Annotated in this window: 22 protein-coding genes, 1 tRNA gene and 2 pseudogenes; 20 read left to right on the top strand and 5 right to left on the bottom strand. The window is 64.6% G+C overall.

Features of this window, described 5'->3' with window-relative positions; translation table 11 throughout:
• Positions 1-124: 124 nt before the first annotated feature.
• From ACYP5B_RS17555 to ACYP5B_RS17525, 7 genes and pseudogenes are all read left to right on the top strand, one after another.
• A pseudogene (locus ACYP5B_RS17555) lies at positions 125-352 on the top strand (site-specific integrase); the annotation flags it as partial.
• Positions 353-488: 136 nt separating this feature from the next.
• Positions 489-1,106: a GbsR/MarR family transcriptional regulator gene (locus tag ACYP5B_RS17550; RefSeq protein WP_318232218.1), complete on the top strand. Its 618-nt coding sequence runs from the start codon at positions 489-491 to the stop codon at positions 1,104-1,106.
• Positions 1,107-1,110: 4 nt separating this feature from the next.
• Positions 1,111-2,496 carry a cytochrome ubiquinol oxidase subunit I gene (locus ACYP5B_RS17545; RefSeq protein ID WP_459570522.1) on the top strand — a complete coding sequence of 462 codons (1,386 nt, stop codon included), beginning with the start codon at positions 1,111-1,113 and terminating at the stop codon, positions 2,494-2,496.
• A complete protein-coding gene (locus tag ACYP5B_RS17540; RefSeq protein WP_459570521.1) occupies positions 2,493-3,515 on the top strand; it encodes a cytochrome d ubiquinol oxidase subunit II in 1,023 nt (340 codons plus the stop codon). Before ACYP5B_RS17545 ends, ACYP5B_RS17540 begins: the two co-directional genes overlap by 4 nt.
• Before the next feature lie 44 nt (positions 3,516-3,559).
• A complete protein-coding gene (locus ACYP5B_RS17535; RefSeq protein WP_400096151.1) occupies positions 3,560-4,534 on the top strand; it encodes an oxygenase MpaB family protein in 975 nt (324 codons plus the stop codon).
• Between the two features lie 47 nt (positions 4,535-4,581).
• Complete coding sequence (locus ACYP5B_RS17530) at positions 4,582-5,235, top strand: 3'-5' exonuclease (RefSeq protein ID WP_400096150.1); 654 nt, start codon at positions 4,582-4,584, stop codon at positions 5,233-5,235.
• Between the two features lie 41 nt (positions 5,236-5,276).
• Positions 5,277-5,759, top strand: a complete 483-nt coding sequence (locus ACYP5B_RS17525; RefSeq protein ID WP_459570520.1) for a hypothetical protein — start codon at positions 5,277-5,279, stop codon at positions 5,757-5,759.
• Positions 5,760-5,789: 30 nt separating this feature from the next.
• Here ACYP5B_RS17525 and ACYP5B_RS17520 read toward each other — a convergent pair whose 3' ends face one another.
• Positions 5,790-5,894 (bottom strand): hypothetical protein, encoded by a 105-nt coding sequence (locus ACYP5B_RS17520; protein ID WP_459570519.1) that lies wholly within the window; start codon positions 5,892-5,894, stop codon positions 5,790-5,792.
• 307 nt (positions 5,895-6,201) lie between these two features.
• Here ACYP5B_RS17520 and ACYP5B_RS17515 point away from each other — a divergent pair, with 307 nt between their 5' ends.
• The 4 genes from ACYP5B_RS17515 (at position 6,202) to ACYP5B_RS17500 (ending at position 10,261) form a co-directional block, all read left to right on the top strand.
• Positions 6,202-6,912, top strand: coding sequence for a YdcF family protein (locus ACYP5B_RS17515; protein WP_459570518.1), 711 nt, complete (start codon positions 6,202-6,204; stop codon positions 6,910-6,912).
• Positions 6,913-7,385: 473 nt separating this feature from the next.
• Positions 7,386-8,516, top strand: coding sequence for an FAD-dependent monooxygenase (locus ACYP5B_RS17510; protein ID WP_400096147.1), 1,131 nt, complete (start codon positions 7,386-7,388; stop codon positions 8,514-8,516).
• 41 nt (positions 8,517-8,557) lie between these two features.
• On the top strand, positions 8,558-9,424 hold the full coding sequence (locus ACYP5B_RS17505; protein ID WP_459570517.1) for an IclR family transcriptional regulator: 867 nt from the start codon (positions 8,558-8,560) through the stop codon (positions 9,422-9,424).
• An 18-nt stretch (positions 9,425-9,442) separates the two neighbouring features.
• On the top strand, positions 9,443-10,261 hold the full coding sequence (locus ACYP5B_RS17500; protein ID WP_400096145.1) for a DODA-type extradiol aromatic ring-opening family dioxygenase: 819 nt from the start codon (positions 9,443-9,445) through the stop codon (positions 10,259-10,261).
• A gap of 164 nt (positions 10,262-10,425) precedes the next feature.
• Here ACYP5B_RS17500 and ACYP5B_RS17495 read toward each other — a convergent pair whose 3' ends face one another.
• The 3 genes from ACYP5B_RS17495 to ACYP5B_RS17485 form a co-directional block, all read right to left on the bottom strand.
• Entirely contained in the window at positions 10,426-11,832 is a 1,407-nt protein-coding gene (locus ACYP5B_RS17495; protein WP_459570516.1) for an alkaline phosphatase family protein, read from the bottom strand.
• A gap of 211 nt (positions 11,833-12,043) precedes the next feature.
• Positions 12,044-13,267 (bottom strand): cytochrome-c peroxidase, encoded by a 1,224-nt coding sequence (locus ACYP5B_RS17490; protein ID WP_459570515.1) that lies wholly within the window; start codon positions 13,265-13,267, stop codon positions 12,044-12,046.
• Between the two features lie 19 nt (positions 13,268-13,286).
• Positions 13,287-14,453 carry an alkaline phosphatase family protein gene (locus tag ACYP5B_RS17485; protein WP_459570525.1) on the bottom strand — a complete coding sequence of 389 codons (1,167 nt, stop codon included), beginning with the start codon at positions 14,451-14,453 and terminating at the stop codon, positions 13,287-13,289.
• Positions 14,454-14,883: 430 nt separating this feature from the next.
• Between ACYP5B_RS17485 and ACYP5B_RS17480 the strand changes: the two genes are divergently transcribed.
• Together ACYP5B_RS17480 and ACYP5B_RS17475 are read left to right on the top strand one after the other, a co-directional pair.
• Positions 14,884-15,018 (top strand): hypothetical protein, encoded by a 135-nt coding sequence (locus ACYP5B_RS17480; protein ID WP_459570529.1) that lies wholly within the window; start codon positions 14,884-14,886, stop codon positions 15,016-15,018.
• Positions 15,019-15,023: 5 nt separating this feature from the next.
• A pseudogene (locus tag ACYP5B_RS17475) lies at positions 15,024-15,158 on the top strand (6-aminohexanoate hydrolase); the annotation flags it as partial.
• A 197-nt stretch (positions 15,159-15,355) separates the two neighbouring features.
• On the opposite strand, the gene ACYP5B_RS17470 reads toward ACYP5B_RS17475, so the two are convergent.
• Positions 15,356-15,430 (bottom strand) — tRNA-Thr (locus tag ACYP5B_RS17470).
• A 624-nt stretch (positions 15,431-16,054) separates the two neighbouring features.
• On the opposite strand from ACYP5B_RS17470, the gene ACYP5B_RS17465 reads away from it, so the two are divergent.
• From ACYP5B_RS17465 to ACYP5B_RS17435, 7 genes are all read left to right on the top strand, one after another.
• Complete coding sequence (locus tag ACYP5B_RS17465; RefSeq protein WP_459570514.1) at positions 16,055-16,387, top strand: hydroxyquinol 1,2-dioxygenase; 333 nt, start codon at positions 16,055-16,057, stop codon at positions 16,385-16,387.
• Between the two features lie 100 nt (positions 16,388-16,487).
• Positions 16,488-16,889 (top strand): cupin domain-containing protein, encoded by a 402-nt coding sequence (locus ACYP5B_RS17460; RefSeq protein WP_400096141.1) that lies wholly within the window; start codon positions 16,488-16,490, stop codon positions 16,887-16,889.
• 228 nt (positions 16,890-17,117) lie between these two features.
• A complete protein-coding gene (locus ACYP5B_RS17455; protein ID WP_459570513.1) occupies positions 17,118-17,873 on the top strand; it encodes a DUF3348 domain-containing protein in 756 nt (251 codons plus the stop codon).
• A gap of 10 nt (positions 17,874-17,883) precedes the next feature.
• Positions 17,884-20,874: a DUF802 domain-containing protein gene (locus ACYP5B_RS17450; protein WP_459570512.1), complete on the top strand. Its 2,991-nt coding sequence runs from the start codon at positions 17,884-17,886 to the stop codon at positions 20,872-20,874.
• Positions 20,871-21,518 carry an OmpA family protein gene (locus tag ACYP5B_RS17445; protein ID WP_400096138.1) on the top strand — a complete coding sequence of 216 codons (648 nt, stop codon included), beginning with the start codon at positions 20,871-20,873 and terminating at the stop codon, positions 21,516-21,518. The genes ACYP5B_RS17450 and ACYP5B_RS17445 overlap by 4 nt, the downstream gene beginning before the upstream one ends.
• Entirely contained in the window at positions 21,511-22,206 is a 696-nt protein-coding gene (locus tag ACYP5B_RS17440; RefSeq protein WP_459570511.1) for a DUF2894 domain-containing protein, read from the top strand. Before ACYP5B_RS17445 ends, ACYP5B_RS17440 begins: the two co-directional genes overlap by 8 nt.
• A gap of 152 nt (positions 22,207-22,358) precedes the next feature.
• The coding region (locus ACYP5B_RS17435) for an RNA-guided endonuclease InsQ/TnpB family protein (protein WP_459570510.1) at positions 22,359-23,096 on the top strand (738 nt) is incomplete at its 3' end.

Raw genomic sequence — 23,096 nt, 5'->3', positions numbered from 1 at the left:
TTATTTCTAGGGCAACGGCGCAGCGAATGCAAGTTGCACTGCGGTACAGATGCCCCGGCCCACAGCCCTTCTATATAGAAAGAGCCAGCGCGCCAGCATGTACCAGCCTGGCCAGCGGCCCATTCAACGCCTGAGGTTCGTGCTCGACTTCGCCTACGCGACAGGCCTGCGCGCCAGCGAACTGGTCAGCGCAACCCTCGGCGGCATCGACAACGATCCTCATGGCGACCACTGGCTCAGCCCTGGTCGGCAAGGGGCCAAAGCGAGCAAGGTGGCGCTGCCCTCGTTGGCGCGCGCGGCGCTCGACCGCAATCTGGTGGAGCGCGGTCTGCCGGTCACGCCGGCATGGTGGGCCACTAACTTCGGCACAAAACCCACAAACTGTGGGACGTGACAACAGCGACCCGTTGTCGCACCCCCAACCCAGGCACAACCCACCCTTTCGTACTAAACTTTCACAACTTCCTAAAAATTCAAAACAAACAAGCATGCATCTCTCGCCCCTGATCCAGCGCTTCGTGCTCCACTTCGGTGAAATGGGCAGCCGCTGGGGCATCAACCGCACGGTCGGGCAAATCTATGCCTTGCTGTTTACCGCCTCCCGTCCGCTCAACGCAGATGAAATCGCCGAGGCGCTGGGCTTTTCGCGCTCCAACGTCAGCATCGGGCTCAAAGAGCTGGAGTCGTGGAACCTGGTGAAGCTGTCGCACCAGCCGGGTGACCGCCGCGAGTATTTCTCGGCCCCCGATGATGTCTGGGCCATCTTCCGCACGCTGGCCGAGGAGCGCCGCCGGCGCGAGATCGATCCGACTCTGTCCATGCTGCGCGAGGTCCAGCTGGAAGCCGTGAGCGATCCCAATGACCGCCATGCGCAGGAGCGGATGAAGGAGATGTACGGGCTGATCCTGCTGGTGACGAGCTGGTTCGGCGAGATCCAGAAGCTGGATGTGGCCACGCTGGAGAAGCTGATGAAGCTCGGCTCCAAGGTCAACAAACTGCTGGATGTGAAGGACAAGCTCAGCGTTGCCATCGGCGGGAGAGCCCGCGCCGACAAACCCCCTGCCAGTGCCGTGAAGGCCAAGTCGACCCGCACCCGGAAGGAGTAGTTCCATGTTCTCGTCGCTCGACCCGGTGGTGCTTGCGCGCGTGCAGTTTGCCGCCAACATCACGTTCCACATCTTGTTTCCCGCCATCAGCATCTCGCTGGGCTGGGTGTTGCTGTTTTTCAAGCTGCGCTTCAATAGGACCGGCGACGATCGCTCGATGGCGGCGTACCGTTTCTGGGTGAAGATCTTTGCGCTGACCTTTGCGCTGGGCGTGGTCAGCGGCATCACCATGAGTTTCCAGTTCGGCACCAACTGGCCGGGCTATATGGAGACCGTGGGCAACGTAGCCGGGCCGCTGCTGGCCTATGAGGTGCTGACGGCGTTCTTCCTGGAGGCGACCTTCCTCGGCATCATGCTGTTCGGCATGCGCCGCGTGAGCAACCGCACGCATACCATCGCTACGCTGCTGGTGGCGGGCGGCACCACCTTGTCGGCGTTCTGGATCCTGGCGCTGAATTCTTGGATGCAAACCCCGGCGGGCTTCGAGATGATCGATGGCCGCGCGCATGTGACGAATTGGCTGGCGGTGATCTTCAACCCATCGTTCCCCTACCGCTTCGCGCATATGCTGCTGGCGTCGGGGCTGACCGTAGCCTTCTTGCTGGCGGGGATCTCCGCCTATCGCTGGCTGCGTGGCGACCGCGCGCCGGAGGTGCTGTCGTCGCTGCGCACCGGCGTGACCATCGCCGCGGTGCTGATCCCGCTGCAGATCGTGGCGGGCGACCTCCATGGCCTGAACACGCTGCATCACCAGCCGGCCAAGATCGCCGCGATGGAGGGGATCTGGAAGACGGAGAAGGGCGCGCCAGCCGTGCTGTTCGGCCTGCCCAACGCGCGCACGCAAAGCAATGATTTCGAGATCGCCATTCCCAAGCTGGCTTCGATCTACCTGACCCATAGCGCGGATGGCGAGATCAAGGGCATCGATGCCTTTGGCGACAAGCATCCGCCGGTGGCGCCGCTGTTCTTCGCCTTCCGCATCATGGTGGGCGTGGGCCTATTGATGCTGGCGGTATCGTGGGTGGCGGCGTGGCAATTGCGCCGCGGCAGCCAGCCCGCGCCGTGGATGGCGCGCGCGCTGATTGCCATGACCTTCTCCGGCTGGGTGGCCCTGGTGGCCGGCTGGTACGTCACCGAGATCGGCCGCCAGCCGTACCTGGTGTACGGCGTGCTGACCACCGCGCAGGCGGCCTCCAAGGTGCCGGCAGCGATGATCGCCTCCACGCTGGTCATGTACCTGGCGCTTTACCTGTCGCTGATTGCGGCCTATGTCTCGGTGGTGTTCTACCTGGCCCGCAAGGCTGGGACTGACCCGAAGGCGGGCCAGCCCGAGATCGAGATCGAAACCCCTCAAGCCGTGGTGCCCGGCGAATTGCGGAGCGCAGAATGACCGACCTGACCCAACCCGCCGGCTGGATGCCGCTGGTGTTCCTGGCCCTGATGGGCATCTCGATGCTGGTCTACGTGATCCTGGACGGCTACGACCTGGGCGTGGGCGTGCTGCTGCGCCGCGCGGGCGATGCCGACAAGGACACCATGATCGCCTCCATCGGCCCGTTCTGGGATGCCAACGAGACCTGGCTGGTGCTTGGCGTGGGCCTGCTGCTGGTGGCCTTTCCGATTGCGCACGGCGTGATCCTGACCCAGCTCTACCTGCCGGTGGCGCTGATGCTGGCGGGGCTGATCCTGCGCGGCGTGGCGTTCGACTTCCGCGTGAAAGCGCGCGCTCACCACAAACCGTGGTGGAACCGCGCGTTCTACGCCGGCTCGCTGCTGGCCGCCTTCTCGCAGGGCCTGATGCTCGGCCTGTACATCACGGGTTTCCAGCACGGCTGGCTCGACCTGGCTTTTGCGGTGGTGGTAGGGTTGTGCCTGGTGGCAGGCTACTGCCTGCTGGGCGCGGGCTGGCTGATCATGAAGACCAGCGGCAGCCTGCAGCGGCGCGCCATGTACTGGGCGCGCCGCAGCCTGTGGCTGACGGGCATTGGCGTGGCGGCGATCTCGCTGGTCACCCCGATGGTGAGCCAGCGCATCTTCGACAAATGGTTCTCGCTGCCCAACATCATCCTGCTGGCGCCAATCCCGCTGGTCACGGTGGCGCTGTTCATCCTCATCGACCGCCTGCTGCGGCGCATGCCGGCCATGCACGATCGTGGCAACGACCGCTGGTGCTGGGTACCCTTCGCCGGCACGGCGGTGATCTTCCTGATGGCGTTCAACGGCCTGGCGTACAGCATCTTTCCTTACCTGGTGGTGGACAAGATCGATATCTGGCAAGCTGCAAGCGCGCCGGAGTCGCTGGGGGTGATCCTGGTGGGCGCGGCAGTGGTGCTGCCTACCATCCTGGGTTACACGCTGTATGCCTACCGTGTATTCTGGGGGAAGGCGACCGACCTGCATTACTATTGAGCGGCGGTCAATCAACCTCGCAACACCACGCACACCAGGCACCTATGAGCGGCTCGCAAGGCCAACAACCCGGCACCCCGCCGTCCCCATCCCAGGCTACTCCCCTTCCCCGCCGGCTGCTGGACCGCCTGCGCGCCCGTGCCGGCGCGCAGGTGCGGGGCCTGACCCGCAGCAACTCCGGCCTCAACCTCGACTACGACAACCCGCCCGGGGATCCCGGGCTGTTCGGGCCGGACGCGGTCTGCTGGCGCGTGCACGCGGATTTCCCCGCGATGCTGGCCGGCGGCGTCAGCGCCCTGCTGATGCAGGCCATGCATCCGCTGGCGCTGGCCGGCGTGTGGGATCATTCCACCTTCCGTACCGATATGCAGGGCCGCCTGGGCCGCACCGCGCAGTTCATTGCCGGCACCACCTACGGCAACCGCGCCGATGCGCTGGCGCTGATTGACCGCGTCAGGCGCATCCACGCGTCGGTCAAGGGCACGGCGCCGGATGGCCGCCCCTACTCGGCCGACGATCCGGCGCTGCTGACCTGGGTGCATGTGGCCGAGGTGTCGAGCTTTCTCACCGCTTACCTGCGCTATGTCGGCCCACTCCCGGTGGCCGAGCAGGATCGCTACTACACGGAAGTGGCGCAGATCGCCGAGATGCTCGGCGCAACCGGCGTGCCGCGCAGCGCCGCCGCCATCGCCGCCTACCTGGAGCGCATGCGCCCAGAGCTGGTGGTGAGCGATCGCACGCGCGAAGTGGTGCGGCTGGTCATGGCCATGCCGGTGGCCAGCCCGCTGCTGGTGCCGGCGGTGCGTATCATGGGCGACGCCGGCATTGCGCTATTGCCGCGCTGGGTACAGCGCGAGCTTGGGCTGCATGGCAGCGCCGCGATCCGCCGTCCGGTCTCGCTGGCCGGCATGCGGGTGCTGGCGCCCACGTTGCGCTGGGCGTTGGGCAGCGGCCTGGCGGCGCGCGCGCGGCGGCGGGCGATGAAGCCCGCACCGGCGGCGCAGGCGCCGTCGTCCTGACCCGGTGGCACGGGCGGGCGATTGACTAACAATTGGAAAAGAACACTATGCAGACCGTTGCGGTTCTGGATTTTGAAACGACAGGACTGTCACCGCGTCAAGGCGACCGGGCCACGGAAATTGCAGTCATCCTGCTGCGCGACGGGGAAATCGTCGACCAGTATCAAAGCCTGATGAACGCGGGCAGACGCATCCCTTCGGACGTCGTGCACCTCACCGGCATCACCAATGACATGATTGCGTCGGCGCCCGCGGCGCCAAAGGTGATGCGCGAAGTGGCCCAATTCGTCGGCAAGCATCCCGTGGTAGCCCACAATGCGGGGTTCGACCGCAGGTTCTGGCAAGCCGAGCTTGCGCTGCTGGGCATGCCAGCCGATCAGACCTTCGCCTGCACGATGCTCGTTTCGCGGCGCGTCTACCCGCACGCGCAAAACCACCGGTTGTCGACGCTGGTGGATATGCTGCGCCTGCCGAAGGCCGGGCGTGCCCACCGTGCGATGGCCGATGCGCAGATGACCGGCCACCTCTGGCACCGCCTGCAGCACGATATCGCCCAGGCTTACGGCATGAGCCGCGTGGACTACGACCTCATCACCCGCGTGCAGGCCACCAGCAGCGCCAAGGTGCCGGCGCTCCTGCGCTCGCTGGGCGAAAGCCAGTCTCGATCCGAAGTGAGCGAAGCCTCGGAAAGACACCGATGACTCGTCCTGCGCCAAGACTGTGGTTATGGCTGGACACCGCTTTGAGCTGGACTGCCCTTCTGGGAATCGTTACCAGTCTCGGCTGGATCGCCGTCCACGGGATGCGGCCTCGGGACGTGGGCGGCACCCTGTTTGGCGGTAGTTTCAATCAAATGATGTATGCCGGCGCCTGGATCGCGGCGATTGCCGGCATGCTCGTGGCCTCGGCGTTTCGCCTGGCGGGGCACCGTGCGGCCTGGTGCATGGCTGGGGTCCTGCAAGTATGCGCAGGTGCCTGGTGGCTGTTTCACTATCCCGAAAATCACGTTGGCGACCTGATTCTATCGCCAGGGCGGGAAGAGATTGCCGCAGCGATGCTGGTCGGCCTGGCGCTGCTGTGTGGCGGGGTATTCCTGCATGTCAGGGCGGTCCGCGCCCAGCGTCATCGTCCGATATCGGGCACAGCGATGCTGGTGCGATCCGTGGTCGCCGGATTATTGATCGGGATGCGCGTCAAACCTGGGCCTTCAGCCGAGGAAGGATAGCGCGGACGCCGTAGGCGTCCAATGCTGAGCTTAGTGCGGCGTTTTCTGCTGTTCGATGTATTGCCGCACAATCTCGATAGGCGCACCGCCACAGCTTCCAGCGAAGTAGGACGCGACCAGAGAGCGCCGCCCCATAGTTTCTTGCGGATGCTGGGGTATCCCTTTGTCGAATCGTGCGGCTGGACACGTTTGCCTGGATGAAAGCGACGCACGCACCGTTGTCGATTGAGTGGAGCGACATGGCCCGTCAACGCTCTGGACAGTGGCGTGCGCCGGGTCGCTTGCGTCTGGCCCTGCATCACCCCTGCTAATTGACCAACTAACCAACTAACTGACGGTGTGGGTTCGAACAACAATGCATGACTTGAAAACTGGCGCTGCCTGGCAGCGCATCTGCCTTGCACTGCTTGGCGCACTGCTGATTGCCGATGCCATCGCGCTGATGCTGATGGGCCTGTTCAACTTTGGTGTCGTCCTCCCTCTGGCGATCGGCGCGGCCCTTCTCACGCTGTCATGGCGCTGGAAGGCCGTGGCGCAATGGCGCAGGGCTAGCCGGCGGAACCGATGGATCTGGGGGGTAGCCGGGGCGGCGTTTGCCGCGTGGCTGGTGACCTTGGGGATGTTCTTCTATTTCATCGACGCCGGCATTTCCGAATCCGCGGCAACGGGGTCGCCGGCAAAAACCATCCTCATACTGGGCTCCGGCACGCCACACTGCACCGCGTCGCCTACCCTGGCTGCGCGACTGGAAAAAGGCCTGGCACTGGCACGGCAATGGCCAGCGGCGCGCGTGGTGGTGAGCGGTGGCCAGGACTTCGGGCTGCGCTGCAGTGAGGCGGACATCATGGCCGATTACCTGATCGCGCACGGCCTGGAGCCGGGCCGCCTGATCCGGGAGGACCGGAGTACCAGCACCGAGGAAAACCTGCTCTTCAGCCGCCGGTTGCTGGAGCAGCAGGGCGTGAGCGCTGGAGACCCGCTGGTGCTGGTGACCAGTGATTTTCATCTGGTACGCGCGAAGCGGATTGCGCATAAGGCCGGGTTCCAGACAGTGTCTGGCGCAGGAGCCCCAACGCCACTTTATTTACGCTACAACGCCTGGTTGCGCGAGTATTTTGCGTTTATCAGTGGTTGGGTATTGCGGGAATATTGACCGGGAAAAGGCGCAAGTCTCAAGAGCGTGCGATCAATTCATAGCGTATTTCATACTTCCAATGGGCTTTCCCTAGTTCACGGCCCTTGCTCCTCCCCTTCCACTTCCCCTGAGGCCGCAATGCGGCCTCAGCTTGCTGACAAAGCCGGATCTGCGTTGTCCCGCTCCCCTCTCCCGCACGCGGGAGAGGGGCTGGGGGAGAGGGTGAGACAGCCGTCAACGTAGCGCATGGCTTTGGCCCGTTCGGCGGCTTCGGCTAATGCGTCAGGTTTGTCAGCAGTTTGAGGCCGCAATGTGGCCTTCCTCCTCGTTCACCCCCGTGTAAACCCGCGGATTGACATCCCCTCGTCACCTTTATATTCTTTTATGAACACTACGTTCATCTTTGAACATATACACCGGCAAACGCGGCCGCTGAGCAGCGAGGCGCACACCCGGGCCCACACCAAGGCGACCCCAGAGGAACAAGCACCATGGCTTCACAAAAGATTGGCATCAACGGCGCCGGCATCGGCGGCCTCGCCGCGGCGATTGCGCTGCGCAAGCTAGGAATGGACGTGGTTGTGTTCGAGCAAGCCTCGCGCTTTGCGCGGGTCGGCGCGGACATCAACCTCACGCCCAATGCCGTGCGCGCGCTGGATGGCCTGGGCGTGGGCGAGGCATTGCGCGAGACCGCCGCGCGGCCCACCCACCGCATCAGCCGGGTGTGGAACACCGGCGAGGAGACCTCGCGCCTGGCCATGTCCGACGAGGCGGAGATCCGCTACGGCGCGCCGCAGCTCACCATGCACCGCGGCGACCTGATGACCGCGCTGGAAGGCGCCCTGCCCGGCACCTGCGTCAAGCTCGGCAAGAAGGCGACGCAGATCGAGCGCCATGCGGCCGGCGCCACGCTGCATTTCGCCGATGGCACGCAGGAAGGCGTGGATGTGCTGATCGGTGCCGACGGCATCCACTCTGTGGTGCGCACCGCGCTGTTCGGGCCCGAGCATCCGGTGTTCACCGGCGTGGTCGCCTACCGCGCGGTGGTGCCGGCCGAGCGCCTTTCCGGCGTGCCGAACCTGCAGGCCTTCACCAAGTGGTGGGGCCCGGAGGCGACCTCGCAGATCGTCACCTTCCCGCTCAACCGCGGCCGCGAGATCTTTATCTTCGCCACGGTGGCGCAGGAAGCCTGGCGCAACGAATCCTGGACCACGCCGGGCCGCGTGGAAGACGTGCGCGCAGCCTATGCCGGCTTCCATGCGGAGGCGCGCGCGCTGCTCGATGCCTGCGACGACGTGCTGATCTCCGCGCTCTACGTGCGCGACCCGCTGCCAGCCTGGTCGGTGGGCAACGTCGCGCTGATGGGCGATGCCTGCCACCCGATGATGCCCTTCATGGCGCAAGGCGCGAGCATGGCCATCGAGGACGGCGTGGTGCTGGCGCGCTGCCTGGCCGATGCCAACGGCAACGACATCCCCGCCGCGCTCGCACGCTACCGGGCCGCGCGCTTTGAGCGCACCAGCCGCATCCAGATCGGCTCGCGCAGCAACGCCTGGCTCAAGGAAGGCGGCAACGCGGACTGGGTGTACGATTACAACGCCTGGCAGGTACCCCTCAACTAAGCCCGCAGGCTTACCGCGCCGCCCACCCGTCCACGGAACCGATGAGCAAGAACCCCAAGCTGCACCAGCCCGCGCCCGACGCAACCGACGCAACCAATGCCACCAACTTCACCGAGGGCGGCGACGAAGACAAGACGCAACTGGTCAGCCCGGTGATCCGCGCCATGCGGCTGCTGCGCTTTATCGCGGAAGGCGGGTCCACCACCAACCTCAGCGAAGTCGGCCGGCGCATCGACGTGAACCGCGTCACCGTGATGCGCCTGCTCGCCACGCTGGAGCACGAAGGCATGGTGGAGCGCCTGCCGCAGGGCGGCCACCAGGCGGGCTTCGATCTGCTCAAGCTGGGCGCGAAGGTGCTGGCAGGCAAGGATCTCACCGTCTTTGCGCGGCGCGTGCTGGCCGCCCTGAGCGAATCGCTGCAGCTCTCCGCCTATCTCGGCGTGCTGGACGGCGGTGACGTGCTCTACCTGCTGCGCGACATGCCGCAGACCTCCCTGGTCAGCAATATCCAGGTTGGCAGCCGTGTGCCGGCGCACCTCACCACGCCCGGCCGCATGCTGATTGCCGGCCTGGCTGAAGACACGCTGCGCGAGCGGCTGGGCGAGGAACCGCTGGCGACCGTCACCGGGCAAAGCCCGGCCACGTATGCCCGCCTGGGCGACATCCTCGCCGCCGACCGTGAGCGCGGCTGCGCATGGAGCTTCTCCGCGTTCGAGCCCGGCATCGACTCTTGCGCGGCGCCCGTGTTCGATGCCAGCGGCGCCACCGTGGCCGCCATCAGCGTGGCCGGCCCGGACATCCGTTTCGAGCGCGACCCCGCCCTGCGCGAACGCGTGGAGCGCGAGGTCAAGCGCGCCGCGCGCGATTTGTCCGGCCTGCTTGGCTATGTTGCCGGGCGGCGCGGCTGAGTTACCAGGAGACCCCGGATGACAACGCCTGCACTCCCCACGTTTTTCATTTCACACGGCGGCGGGCCCTGGCCCTGGATGGAAGACCAGTTGGGTGGCCGTTACGACGGCCTGAAGGCCGCCCTGCAGCAGATGCCGCAACTGGTGGGCGCGGCGCCCAAGGCCGTGCTGATGATTTCGGCGCATTGGGAAGAGCCGGAATTCACGATCATGGCCAACCCGAAGCCGCCCATGATTTATGACTACTACGGCTTCCCGGACTACACCTACCAGATCCAGTACCCCGCACCGGGCGCACCGCAGCTCGCCACGCGCGTGCAAGGCTTGCTCGAGGACGCCGGCCTTGCCGCGCGGCTCGATCCGCTGCGCGGTTTTGACCATGGCATGTATGCGCCGATGGCCGTCATCTATCCCGGCGCCGATATGCCGACCGTGCAGCTCTCGCTCAAGCGCGGGCTCGACCCACTCGCGCATCTCGCCCTCGGACGCGCGCTGGCGCCGCTGCGCCACGAAGGCATCCTCATCGTCGGCAGCGGGCTGAGCTACCACAACCTGCGCGCGTTCGGCCCCGCGGGGAAGGACGTATCGGCAGCGTTCGACGCCTGGCTTGAGCAAGCGCTCACCGCAACCGCCCCGGAGCAACGCGCCGCCGCGCTGACTGCCTGGGAGAGCGCACCCGCGGCTCGCCAGGCACATCCCAGAGAAGAGCATCTGCTACCGCTGATGGTGGCCGTCGGCGCAGCCGAAGCCGACACTGCTACGCGGGTCTATCACGAGGACAACTTCGCCGGCGGCATCACGGTATCCAGCTTCATGTTCGGGGGAGACCGCCGGTAGAGTCTGGCGATGCGGACGACGAGCCCCTATCGTGCTTCTGCGGCGATTGAGCCATGGCTATCGGTACGCAGGGCTCGCCGCTGCTGCCGTTGCCGCCGCAGGCGGCAAGGGTCAGCGCGGACAGGACGATCAGTTAGGTTTTCATACGCCTGCGTATTCCTAACTTAAGTGGCAACCCAGAAGCCATGTTGCTGTGCCAGTTGCGCGAGTCTCTGGACGTTTTCGTTGTGCTCGGCGCGGATCGCGGCGGCGGCGGAGCCGGCGGCGAGGCTCTTGGGAGCGCAGGTCTTTCCGAACGGGCCGCTGGGCACGGTGAACGCGGGCGCGCTGACGTTGGCGCCGGACTGGAAGTCGAAGGACTCGGCGATATTGGCGGCCTGTGCATCGCGTACGGTGAGCGGCGTCAGGCCAAAACGCCATTCGATCATCTTCAGGATCGAGGTGTGGTCGTACTGGTCGTGGGCGACGTAGCCACGCCGCGCAAAAGGCGACACCGCCATGGCCGGAATACGGAAGCCGAGCTGGGAGGACGGCGTTTCGTTGATCGCCTTGAATGCGGCCAGGTCGAACGGCGGGATCACGCCGGCGAAGGGCGGCGGCACATGATCGAAGAAGCCGCCCCACTCGTCGTAGATGAAGAACAGCGCCGTCTTGGGCCACTGCGGGCTCTGGGTCACAGCTCCATAAATCTGGTTCATGAAGGCCTGGCCGTCGCGGATGTCCCCGAAAGGATGGTCGTCATTCTGGGTGCCGTTGCCGACGAAGGCGGGGTCGACATACGACACGTTGGGCAGGGTACCGGCGGCGGCGGCGGCCAGGAACTGGTCCACGGGTTGAGAGATATGCGCGTACTTGGAGCCGTACGAAGCAAGGTACGGCACGTCGCTGTAATAATATTTACCGCTCACACCAGCGGCGCTGAGCTTGTCCCAGATCGTCGGCATCTGGGCGGCGATTGCGGGTCTGACGTCCTTGTTATGGATCGCCGGCGTCTGCGCGCTGTGCATATAGAAACGGTTGGGCTCAGTCTCCGCCATGATGCTGCAGAAGTAGCGGTCGTAGACGGTCCAAGCCGGGGCGGCCTGGCCGTGGAAGCTGAGGTCTTCCTGACGGTAGTAACCGATTGGGAAGGTGTCCGAACTGGTCAGCAGGAAGCCGTCGCACTTGCCATTGTTGTACTCGGTAATCCCGCCTTCATGCGAATGGTCGGGGTCCTGGTAGGCACAGCCTTGGAACTCCGGCGCCAGCGGGTAGGTGCTGGAGATCTTGCCGTTGCGGTCGGCAAAGCTCAGGCCGGCCTGCTTGCCGTCGGCACCTGGCAGCCAGCCCAGGTAGTGATCGAACGAGCGGTTCTCCATCATCACTACCACGATGTGATCGATGCCGGATTGTGCCGGATCGGGCAGCGCGGCGGTGGCGACGAGCGAGCTGCTGCCGTCGCCGCCGCCGCAGCTTGGCAGCAGGCTTATGCCCGCGGCGGCGGCCAAGCCTCCCAACAACTTGCGGCGCTGCGAGTCGGGCACTGACGGGTCTTGGTGGTCGCAATCATCGTTGCGGTTGTTACTCATCATGCTGGCAATCCCTTGAGTTTTCTGCATGTGTAGGTCGTACGCTCATCGCCGCGTCCTCATGTCAGCGCTAGACAAGACACTTCAGGAGGCGGCGAACATATTTCAGTGAATCTCTAACTCGCGACAACAGTGCTGGCTTCATAAGCTGCTTCATCGCGCTAAATTTGCTCTGATTGCCTCCGGAATTTCAATGCACACACCGAGTCAGTCTTCACTTGGCTGTTCTCGGCGTTGACTGGTAGTCGTCGTTCAGCGTCGAGAGAAAGGCCACGACGTCCTTGATGTCCTGCTCCGTCCAGACCGGCTTTTCACCGCGCTTGCGCGTAAGCGGCTCATCGATGGTATCGACGTTCCCGCGCACCGATGCCGGCAGGTCGTTGAACTTCTTGGCCTTGCCGTGACGATCGGCTGGATACCATTTCTCCGGGTTGGTATCGCGCTGCACGTAGAAGCGCAATGCCTCCTCTAACGAGTGAAAACGTCCGTTGTGAAAGAACACCTGACGCGTTGCCGTATTGCGCAGCGACGGTGTCTTGAACAGGCCGCAATTGGCTTTATCGCCCGACTGATCGCTGCGCAACGGTCCACACAAACCCATGTCGTAATACTTCGGGTCTGCGTTGACCTTCAACTCCGGATTGCGCGGCACGCCGAGCGCTTCGAACTTGTGATCCGTGAAGAGCGGATGCGCGCCATTCACGCCCGCCTGGTCGATGTGACAGGAGGCACAGTTGCCACGCGCCGGATCGTCGAACAGCTTCTTGCCCCGCAATTCGCGCGCAGTCAGTTGGACCTTGCCGTCGAGATAGTCATCGAACTTGCTGGTATAAGGATGAAAACTCGGGTCCTCGAGTTCGAAGCGCTCGATTGCGTATATCGCCTGGGTCAACGCTTTGGTGGGGTCCGCAAAGGCATTCTGGCCGAACACTTCCTTGAAGCGCGTGGCATACGGTGCGCGCTCAAGCTTCGCCAGAACCGCAGCAGCATCCTTGTTGGCCATCTCGTTCGGGTTGAACAGCGCAAAGCTGGCCTGCTCATGGAGATGGCTGAAGCGCCCATCCCAGCCGAACCCGCCGGACGGTGCATTGTCCGTATCCGCGATCCGTTCAGCGATGGTCGCGGCCTGGGCGTGGCTCCAGACCGGCGTTCGGTTCAGCACGTAGCGCAGGCTCGGCACCGCACGTGTGCCTTGCGAACGCAGCTCAGGGCCGCCGAACTGCGCGGCCAGCCCGTTGGGCGGCCCGTAGGCATGCGACGGGCTGTGGCAGCTCGCACACGACATCCTGCCCGACGCCGACAACGACGGATCGAAGAAGATCAGCTTGCCGAGCGCGGCCGCATCGCTGTACGCGGGCGTTGCTGCGTTCTGCGCCGACGGTGCCGCCATTGGCAGCAGCGCGACGCCCAGGCACGCGCAGAGCGCCGCGGCGCGCATTGCAGACGTCAGCATGTGCTTACAGGTTCGTGAAGATATCCGGGCCAAAGCCCACCAATCCGGCCTGCGCGGCATAGCCAAGATGACCGAGCTGGAAGATGTCCTCGATGCTCCTGAGCATCGAATAGTGGTTGTACTGCACCGTCGACACCGTGCCCGGCTTGATGAACTTCGAGATCATCACCGCGCCGGTCTGGTCGCCGCCGAAACTCTGCTTGGTCAGCTTGATCGTCAAGCCCTTGTACGAGAGCGAGGACGACTGCGGGAAGGCCGGCAGGTTCGGACCCGGCTGCTGGCTGCAGCAGGTGGTGCCGGTGAACGTCAGGTCCGTCTCCCCTGCCGACGGCTGGGTCACGGTCGCGTAACTGCTTTCGTCGAAGTTGATGATCAACAGCCCGTCCTGCTGGAACGCCGGCGACGCGGTAATGACTGGCACCCACTTCTGCAGGAACGCGTTCGCGCTCGTCAGGCCGCCCGGCTGGCCGTTCACGCACGGCCCGTCGTGGCCGTCGTCGCACAGGTTCGGGGTAATCAGGTTGAAGTTGGCGGTCGTCGAGATCGACTGCAGGTCGGTCGTGAGCCTGTTCAGGTTCACAACGTTCTGCCCGCAATCGGGCGAGTCGATGATCGAGTGAAAGTACATGAACGGGTTGTGGCGCGTCGCGTACTGGTCGCCCAGCGGCACCGCCGCGCTCGGCGCCTCGGCGGCCTGCGTCAGGTCGGTCGTGTTGAGCGTCGGGTGGCCGCACGTCGCCGCTTCCCGGGTGGGGTCGTTGCCCATGTCGCCTTGGTAGCCTTTCCACGTGTAGCCGGCGGATTTCAACTGATCCGGCAACGTCTTCACGCTGGCGGGATACACCCAGCCGGTGCCAATCGCCTGGCCGTCCGGCGTCATGCCCGTCAAGCTGAAGTCCTGGTAGGTCGGGCAATCATTGTCCGTTTCCAGCGTCGGCGACTGGCCGCTGATCATTGCAATGTAGTTGTCGAGGCTGACGTGACCGGTGCCGTAATACTGCTGCACCAGCGCGCCCTGCGAAGCGAGCGTCTGCGCAAGATACGGAGCCTTGCTGTTCGCGCCGAAGGTGGTCGCGTAGTTTTCGTTCTCGAGCGTGATGACGAAAACGTGCTTGATCTGTTGTTGTCCCAGTGTCGCCACTGACGACGATGATCCGCACGCCGTGACCATGATCCCGACGATGGCGGCCAGAATTGTGCCCAGAATTCCGCGCCCCCAGATTGCCTGTCGCATTTGCTTTTCCTTGTTGTGACGCTGGCACGCGCTGCGCCAAAAGCCAGTCAAACGATTCACTGGCATTCGGGCGCGACGCATAGATCGTGATGATTGAAAACGCCAGACAACGCTCTCATGAAGGCATCCCTTACGCGCGCCCGGTTACCGATGGGAGGGCTGACGCATCATGCACATGATATGTTTCACTGGTGAAACGTCGTCCCATGAGTGGGGATTATGTCTTCGGTTTGTGACACTGGAATGAAATAGATTCCCAAAGAAATAATTGCTCATAGCAACTAAATTTCGGACCTGTCGTTCTCACAGCTGAGTCACATGGAAGCGCGTCGCCTCGGAGTTCTACGAACGGGGATTTGGTGACAACGTGTCGAATTTGCGCGTACTGCGTTGCGTTGCCTTGGAACCCGGGCGGACCGGGAGCCGGCTGATCGCGCTGACGCTGCTGAAAATGGCGCAGGTCACCAGGATCGTGGTGCGCTGGTACGACAAGGACTACTGAGCCGCCAGATCGATGGTCAGCAGATCATGCCGAAGGCGGTCGCCGATGACATCCGCAAGGGTGGCGACAATGCCAAGTTCGCGCAAGCCGGCTATGCGCCGATGCCTGGCGGGAGCTATCGCGATATGTGGTGGGTCAGCCCACGCGAGCGGCGTCTACCACGAAGACAACTTCGCCAGCGGTATCGGTGTGTCGAGCTATATGCTTGGTGGAATCTGAAGGCAGCCGATGCAGTGATTCCGCATTGGCGCAAGTGGCGTGGGCCGGGAGGAACAGCGTGTCGGCGCCAGCTAGCTTGTACAGCCCGCGCGAAGAACGCGAACTCAGGGAAATGACATGGTGCCCATGGGCAGGATCGAACTGCCGACCTCTCCCTTACCAAGGGAGTGCTCTACCACTGAGCCACATGGGCAGTTACTGATTGTCAACTGCTACTACTTGCTCGCTTGCCTGATGCAACGGAAGCGGGATACGGGACTAGTATTATCGCCATAACCCATTGATTCTTAAGGAGTTTTTTGGCTTCCATGCGAATCAATGGACTGCATTATGGACTAATCACCCCGGGTCGGCAACCCCCTTGTCGTGAAAGTTTTTTGTTGACGAAGGTCCCCCTAACTTTGAACCGGGCGTGCTGCTCAGGAGCGGCGACCGGCAGTTTGCGCTGCTCCAGCATTGAACCCTTGGGTCGTCACTTCGAACTATGGCGCTGAGTGCGTCTGTGCCGAAAGTCGTCCGAAGACAATATTCGTGCCTTGACGTATTGCTTTAGAAAACGCCTTCGCAACGCCTTCGCGCCCGGCTCCCGAAGGCTCTCCACACCACCTCCGGGCGCGTTCCCACACCGTCTTTGTACCCGTCTGTATCAGGCTGCCAGCACGATACGTGTCCTGACAGAAGGGGCCTTCACGCGCTACGGACGGGATACATCGGTGTCCTTTAATGGCTTCCGTAGGCCGGCGGCGAGCAGTAACGATGCGAGCCCTGGCCACACAAAGCCACACCAAGCCCAACGCAAACTTCAAGGATACCAATCATGACTACCCACTTCGCCAAGCGTTTTGTATTCGCCGTCGCTCTGATTGCTGCTGCTGCCGGTGCGCAGGCCTCCGGACTGTCAAATGCGGGCGCGCGCGACCCGTTCACTGACGGCGCCCGCTCGGTAAACGCTTCGCGCGACCCGTACACCGACGGCGCCCGCTCGGTAGGCGACTCGCGTGACCCGTACATCGACGGCGCCCGCTCGGTGCAGGAACCGCGTAGCCCGTACTACGACGGTGCCCACACCGTGGCTGGCTGGGACCGTACTGGCGTGTCGGCAGACCCGGCACGCCATGTTGATCCCTATCTTGACGGCGCCTACGTCTGACGCCCCGCAACGTTGAACGATCAAAGCGCGCCTTATGTGCCCCTTTGCCGGATTACGCTGGGGCCACTGACGCCTATGCAATGCATGAAAGGACTTCCACATGAAAACGACTCGAATCATGGTGGCCGCGATGCTGATCGCCGGGAGCGGATCGGCGCTCCACGCGGCACAGGCGCAACAGCCGGGAATCCACCGCACCGATCTCCTGCAGCACGATCTCGGGGTGCCCGGACGCGAGGCCGTCCAGGTGCGCGTCGACTTCGACCAGGGCGCGTTCGCCCCCAAGCACGCGCATCCGGGTGAAGAGATCGCCTATGTCCTCGAAGGCTCGCTGGAGTATCAGCTCGAGGGCAAACCGCCGATCACGCTCAAATCCGGCGATTCCTTGTTCATCCCGGCCGGAACGGCCCACTCGGCGAAGAACGTCGGCAGCGGCAACGCGGCGGAACTCGCGACGTATGTCGTCAGGCAAGGGACGCCGCTTGTCGTGCCGGCCAAGTGAGCGGCATCCACGTCAACAGGGTTGAGCGCTCGACGACGAACTAGGCGACATGCGCGTACCACAACCTCACCTACTACAACCGAGTGGAAGCAGGCGTTGGTTGAATTCCAGGCAAACTTCGCATGTGGGCCTGCCTCCAGGTTGCCTGCATCTTGGTCGTGCAAATCGAAAGGAAGTAGGTCCACCACCCGCCGGCGTGTAAACTAGCGGGTTTTTGACTCCGCCGGTATGGTGCAAGTGTCACAACGCACAAGTTTAAGCGGCCCGACGCTCATTCGCTTGCTTGCGCGCATGACGGACGTCGACGTTCCCGCATCCAGACAATCGCTCTCGGACAAGCTGAGCCAATGGCTCGGCTGGGCCGACGCCATCGCGTTGTCCGCGGTCCTGAACGGCGATGCGCCGGCGGTGGCATCCGGAGCGCGCGCCTTCGGCAGCGCCGAGGAGCTTGCGTGCGCCCGTGCGCGGACCGCCTTGGCGAATGCCATCGCAGGCGACGGCGCGAGCGCCCCCGCCAAGCGGCGCGGACAAGCGCAGGCGCCCACCCAAGCGCAGCCCATGGATGCGGCAGTCGATTACGCGACTTATCGTCAGCGTTATCTCTCCATGCAGCAGGCGATGGAATTGGACATCGGAAGCTTGCGCGGCCGCCTGCGGGCGATGCTGGCCGCCAGGACGCCCGCCATGTCCCGGCTCGCGGCGGTGGATGCCGTCATGGAGGGGGCGCTGGGTGCGCGCGAGCGGATTCTGCTTGCCGGCGTGCCCGCGTTGCTCGAAGGGCACTTCGCGCGTTTGCGCCAGGCCGGGCAGGCGACGCTCGCCGACGCCCAAGTCTCGGGACAAAGCGCGGGGGAATCCGCGGCGGTCACGCCCGGCGCATGGCTGGATGTGTTCCGCAAGGATATGCGCAGCGTGTTGCTTGCCGAACTGGATATTCGTTTTCAACCGGTCGAAGGGCTGCTTGCGGCCCTTCGCTCCAGCTAACCAGGACGCCATGTCCAGATATCTTTTTAATTTCGCCGTTTTTCTGGTGGGTCTGGCCGCCGTGTGCTGGATTAGCGCCGGCTATGCGGGCTCGAACACCCTGGCGCTGGCCGTCACGATGCTGATCGGCGCCTGCTACCTGGCAGGCGCGCTCGAGTTGCGGCGCGACCACCAGGCCACCGCCACCCTGGCGCGGGCCGTGGCGGGCCTGTCCGAGCCGCCGGCCAGCCTGGGCGCCTGGCTGGATCAATTGCATCCCAGCCTGCGCAATGCGGCGCGCCTGCGCATCGAGGGTGAGCGCGTGGGCTTGCCGGGACCGGCGCTGACGCCGTATCTCGTGGGCTTGCTGGTGTTGCTGGGCATGCTTGGCACGTTCCTGGGCATGGTGGCCACCCTGAAGGGCACCGGCATGGCGCTGGAAAGCGCAACGGACTTGCAGGCCATCCGCGCTTCGCTGGCCGCACCGGTCAAGGGCCTGGGATTTGCGTTCGGCACCTCGGTCGCGGGCGTGGCCACCTCCGCGATGCTGGGGTTGCTATCCACGCTGTGCCGGCGCGAGCGGATCCAGGCGGCGCAGATGCTCGACGCCAGGATCGCGACGACATTGCGTAGCTACTCGCAGTCCCATCAGCGCGAGGAAACCTTCAAGCTGCTGCAGCGGCAGGCCGATGTGATGCCCACCCTGGTCGATCGGCTGCAGGCCATGATGGCGGCCATGGAGCAGCAGAGCCAGGCCTTGCACGAGCGTCATCTCGCCAGCCAGGAGGCCTTCCACGGCAAGACCGAGGCCGCCTACACCCGACTGGCTGCCTCCGTGGAGCAGTCGTTGAAGGAAAGCGTCGCCGATAGCGCCCGCGCTGCCGGCGCGACGCTCCAGCCGGCCGTGGCGGCTTTGACGTCGAGTCTCACGCGCGAGACGGCCTCGCTGCACGACACCATCACGCATGCCGTTGAGCGGCAACTGGATGGACTCTCGACCGGTTTCGAGGCCGCGGCCACTACCGTGGCGGACATCTGGAACAAGGCACTGGCGGGGCACCAGCGATCGAGCGAGGCGCTTACCCAGGACCTGCGCACCGCGCTTGATCAGTTCGCCGGGACCTTTGAGCAACGCTCGGCCGGCCTGCTGGAAGGCGTCTCCGCCCGCATGGAAACCGCGGCGGGCAGCGTGTCGGCAGCATGGAACAACGCGCTGTCCCGGCACGAGCGCGTCAGCGAGAAACTGGCGGGAGACAATCAGAACGCGCTGGCGGCGGCCGCGGCGACATTCGAGCAGCACTCGGCGTCACTGTTGCGCACGGTCGGCCAGTCGCATGCGGACCTGCAGGCGGCGTTGGCATCGCGGGACGAGCAACGGCTGGCGGCCTGGGCCGATACGCTCGGCGCGCTGAGCGCGACGCTGCATAAAGAGTGGGAGTTGACGGGCGCGCACACCGCGAGCCGCCAGCAGGAAATCTGCGACACGCTGGCGCAGAACGTGCGCGACATCTCAGCCCAGACGCAGGCCCACGCCAGCAACACCGTCGCCGAGATCGACCGGCTCGTACAAGCCGCTTCGGCAGCCCCCAAGCTGCTGGAAACCGTTTCCGCCCGCCTGGAAGCCGCAACGGGCGGCTTGTCGCAAGCGTGGCGCGACGCGCTGTCCCAGCACGAACAGGTCAGCGAGAAACTGGCGAGCAACAATCAGCAGGCCCTGGCCGCAGCCGCGGCGACGTTCGAGCAGCAATCGGCATCGCTGGTGCGCACGGTGGACCAGTCGCATGCGGACCTGCAGGCGGAACTGGCATCGCGGGACGAGCAACGGCTGGCGGCCTGGGCCGATACGCTCGGCGCGCTGACCGCGACGCTGCGCAAGGAGTGGGAGCTGACGGGCGCGCACACCGCAAGCCGCCAGCAGGAAATCTGCGACACGCTGGCGCACAACGTGCGCGACATCTCGGCTCAGACGCAGGCACACGCCAGCAACACCGTCGCCGAGATCGACCGGCTCGTACAAGCCGCTTCGGCAGCCCCCAAGTTGCTGGAGACCGTCTCCGCCCGCCTGGAAGCCGCAACAGGCGGCTTGTCGCAAGCGTGGCGCGACGCGCTGTCCCGGCACGAACAGGTCAGCGAGACGCTGGCGAGCAACAATCAGCAGGCCCTGGCGGCAGCCGCGGCGACGTTCGAGCAGCACTCGGCATCACTGCTGCGCACGGTCGGCCAGTCGCATGCGGACCAGCAGGCGGAGCTGGCAGCGCGGGACCAGCAGCGGCTGGCCGCCTGGACCGAGACGCTTGCCTCGATGGCCGCCACGCTGCGCCAGGAGTGGGAGCAGACGGGCACGCAAACCGCAAGCCGGCAGCAGGAAATCTGCGACACGCTGGCGCAGACCGCGCGCGACATTTCGGCCCAGACGCAGGCACACGCCAGCAACACGATCGCCGAGATTGCCCGGCTCGTGCAAGCCGCTTCGGAAGCCCCCAAGGCTGCGGCCGACGTCGTCGCCGAGCTGCGCCAGAAGCTCTCCGACAGCATGGCCCGCGACAACACGATGCTGGAAGAGCGCAGCCGCCTGCTGGAAACGCTGGGCACGCTGCTCGATGCCGTGAACCACGCCTCCACCGAGCAGCGCGTGGCGGTCGATGCGCTGGTCGCCACCTCGGCGGACCTGCTGGATCGTGTCGGCACCCGGTTCACCGATAAGGTCGAGGCCGAGACCGGCAAGATGGCCGCCGTTGCCGCACAGGTCACCGGCAGTGCCGTCGAGGTGGCAAGCCTGGGCGAAGCCTTCGGCATGGCCGTGCAGTTGTTTGGCGAGTCGAACGACAAGCTGGTGGCCCACCTGCAGCGCATCGAAGCCGCGCTGGACAAATCCCTCGCGCGTAGTGACGAACAGCTTGGCTATTACGTGGCACAGGCCAGGGAAGTCATCGACCTGAGCATGCTGTCGCAGAAGCAGATCGTCGAAAACCTGCAACAACTCGCAGGCCAGCGGGCGCCGGCCGGCGCCGAAGCACAATGAGCGAGGACATCGACGCCGGCGTAGAGCCGACCGTACCGGTCTGGGCCGTCTTTGGCGACCTGATGTCGGTACTGCTGGGCGCCTTTGTCCTGATCCTCGTGAGCGTCGTCGGCGTGCAGCTGGAGCTCTCGACCAGGCTGGAGCAGGAGGTCAAGCAGCGGCAGGCGGAGACGCAGCGCCGCGAGGCCCTGGAGAAAGCGCTGGCCGGGCCGCTGGCGGCGGGCCGGGTGACGCTGGTGAACGGCCGCATCGGCATCAACGGCAGCGTGTTGTTCGCCCTCAACTCCGATCAGTTGCAGCCCGAAGGCCGTGCCGTGTTGAAGAGCCTGGCCGCGCCGTTGTCCGCGTATCTCCAGGCCCGCGAGGAGATCCTGATGGTGAGCGGCTTTACCGACGACCAGCAGGTGCGTGAGGCCAACCGTCGATTCGCCGACAACTGGGAACTGTCGGCCCAGCGCGCATTGACGGTAACCCGCGCGCTGATCGAGGAAGGCCTCCCGCCCTCCTCGGTATTTGCGGCCGCATTCGGGTCCCAGCAGCCCGTGACCGCGAATGCCGACGAAGCGGGACGAGCCAAGAACCGGCGAGTGGAAATCGCGCCGATCCCAAGACCGTCGACCGCAACGGTGAAGCCCCGTGGATAGTGGTGTCGATAGCGGCGTCGGTAGCGGCGAAGCATGTGGCGAAACGCGTGACGCGCGGGCGACGCTCGATGCATGGCGCGAACGTGGCGCAGATCGCCTGGATCCTGTCCGCTTCCAGTTCATCGAGGCGCTGGCGCGACGGGCGGCCGCCCACAGCGCAGATGCGCGACGCATCCTGGACGACAGGCTGTCCAGCCTGCTCGAGGCCTATGCCAATGATCTTGAAAGCGCCGCAGGCACGGCAAGCGATGGCGGCGGCGCTGCATCGCCCTGCTTGCCCGCTCGCGGTGCACTGGCCGGACTGATCGATTACATCGCCAGCCATGCGCAGGCGGGCGGCGATGGCCGCGCGACGATTGACGCCGTGGCCCCGCACGCCTCCTATCCTGAAGTGGAGGTGCTCGACTACTTCAGGGCAACCTGGTCCAGGGTCAGCACCGACCGACAGCTGCGGCAGTCGCTGGAGCAGGTGCCCGATAATGCGGGCCCGCTCCACTCGAGCCGCCTGGTGCATCGGTCGCTATCACTGATGCACGAACTGTCGCCAGGCTATCTCCAGCAGTTCTTGTCGTACGTCGACGCTTTGTCGTGGATGGAGCAGGTGAACGGTGGCGGCAGTGCCGTGGCGGGTAAAGAGGCACCTCGCGCCGGGAGTACCAGGACGAGCGCCCGCGGCAGGCCACGCTAGTGCCAGGGGGGCAGTGAACCGCGTTTGAGGAGCATAGCCCGGGCGCGTTATTGATCCGGTGCGCGGCAAACCTCTCCCTTCAGGGGGAGGAAGGATAGCGCGGACGGCGTAGCCGTCCTTGCACACGCGAAAGTTGCTGGTAACATGATTTTATGCAACGTCTCCAAGCCTTTAAATTCGAACTGATGCCAAACGGCGAGCAACAGCGCAAGATGCGCCGTTTCGCTGGCTCGTGCCGGTTCGTCTTCAACAAGGCGCTGGCGTTGCAGAAGCAGAACCACGAGGCCGGTGGCAAGTTCATCGGCTACGTGGCAATGGCTAAGGCGCTCACAGCATGGCGCAATGGGGCGGACACACCTTGGCTCAAGGATGCACCGGTACATCCATTACAGCATGCACTGAAGGACCTTGAGCGCGCATACCAGAACTTCTTTGCCAAGCGTGCGGACTATCCCCGATTCAAGAAGAAGGGGCTGCGCGACAGTTTCCGCTACCCCGACCCGAAACAGATCAAGCTCGATGAGGCCAATGGGAGGATTTTCTTGCCTAAGCTTGGCTGGCTGCGCTACCGCGCCAGCCGAGACGTGCTGGGCTCTGTGAGAAATGCAACGGTCAGCGAGTCCAGCGGCAAGTGGTTCGTCTCGATTCAGACAGCGCGTGAGGTCGATGCGCCCGTTCCAGCCGGCACAACCGCAGTCGGTGTCGATATGGGTATCGCCCGCTTTGCCACGCTGAGCAATGGCACGTTCTACGCGCCACTCAACAGCTTCCGTCGGCACGAAGCAGCCTTGCGTAAGGCGCAGCGGGCAATGAGCCGCAAGACAAAGTTCAGCAGAAACTGGAGGAAAGCCAAAGCCCGAGTCCAGCGCATTCACGCCCGCATCGGCAAC

The organism is Cupriavidus sp. 8B (genome assembly GCF_054589115.1).
Note: the sequence above shows the minus strand (reverse complement) of the source record. Positions and strands in the feature narration are given on the sequence as shown.

Bases quoted from the DNA above. Each gene is read 5' to 3' on its own strand.
- ACYP5B_RS17530 (WP_400096150.1), top strand. From the start codon at position 4,582: ATGCAGACCGTTGCGGTTCTGGATTTTGAAACGACAGGACTGTCACCG.
- ACYP5B_RS17535 (WP_400096151.1), top strand. From the start codon at position 3,560: ATGAGCGGCTCGCAAGGCCAACAACCCGGCACCCCGCCGTCCCCATCC.
- ACYP5B_RS17545 (WP_459570522.1), top strand. From the start codon at position 1,111: ATGTTCTCGTCGCTCGACCCGGTGGTGCTTGCGCGCGTGCAGTTTGCC.
- ACYP5B_RS17455 (WP_459570513.1), top strand. From the start codon at position 17,118: ATGGTGCAAGTGTCACAACGCACAAGTTTAAGCGGCCCGACGCTCATT.
- ACYP5B_RS17510 (WP_400096147.1), top strand. From the start codon at position 7,386: ATGGCTTCACAAAAGATTGGCATCAACGGCGCCGGCATCGGCGGCCTC.
- ACYP5B_RS17485 (WP_459570525.1), bottom strand. From the start codon at position 14,453: ATGGTCACGGCGTGCGGATCATCGTCGTCAGTGGCGACACTGGGACAA.
- ACYP5B_RS17490 (WP_459570515.1), bottom strand. From the start codon at position 13,267: ATGCGCGCCGCGGCGCTCTGCGCGTGCCTGGGCGTCGCGCTGCTGCCA.
- ACYP5B_RS17495 (WP_459570516.1), bottom strand. From the start codon at position 11,832: ATGATGAGTAACAACCGCAACGATGATTGCGACCACCAAGACCCGTCA.
- ACYP5B_RS17450 (WP_459570512.1), top strand. From the start codon at position 17,884: ATGTCCAGATATCTTTTTAATTTCGCCGTTTTTCTGGTGGGTCTGGCC.
- ACYP5B_RS17445 (WP_400096138.1), top strand. From the start codon at position 20,871: ATGAGCGAGGACATCGACGCCGGCGTAGAGCCGACCGTACCGGTCTGG.
- ACYP5B_RS17520 (WP_459570519.1), bottom strand. From the start codon at position 5,894: ATGGGGCGGCGCTCTCTGGTCGCGTCCTACTTCGCTGGAAGCTGTGGC.
- ACYP5B_RS17465 (WP_459570514.1), top strand. From the start codon at position 16,055: ATGACTACCCACTTCGCCAAGCGTTTTGTATTCGCCGTCGCTCTGATT.
- ACYP5B_RS17500 (WP_400096145.1), top strand. From the start codon at position 9,443: ATGACAACGCCTGCACTCCCCACGTTTTTCATTTCACACGGCGGCGGG.
- ACYP5B_RS17460 (WP_400096141.1), top strand. From the start codon at position 16,488: ATGAAAACGACTCGAATCATGGTGGCCGCGATGCTGATCGCCGGGAGC.
- ACYP5B_RS17540 (WP_459570521.1), top strand. From the start codon at position 2,493: ATGACCGACCTGACCCAACCCGCCGGCTGGATGCCGCTGGTGTTCCTG.
- ACYP5B_RS17550 (WP_318232218.1), top strand. From the start codon at position 489: ATGCATCTCTCGCCCCTGATCCAGCGCTTCGTGCTCCACTTCGGTGAA.
- ACYP5B_RS17515 (WP_459570518.1), top strand. From the start codon at position 6,202: ATGCTGATGGGCCTGTTCAACTTTGGTGTCGTCCTCCCTCTGGCGATC.
- ACYP5B_RS17505 (WP_459570517.1), top strand. From the start codon at position 8,558: ATGAGCAAGAACCCCAAGCTGCACCAGCCCGCGCCCGACGCAACCGAC.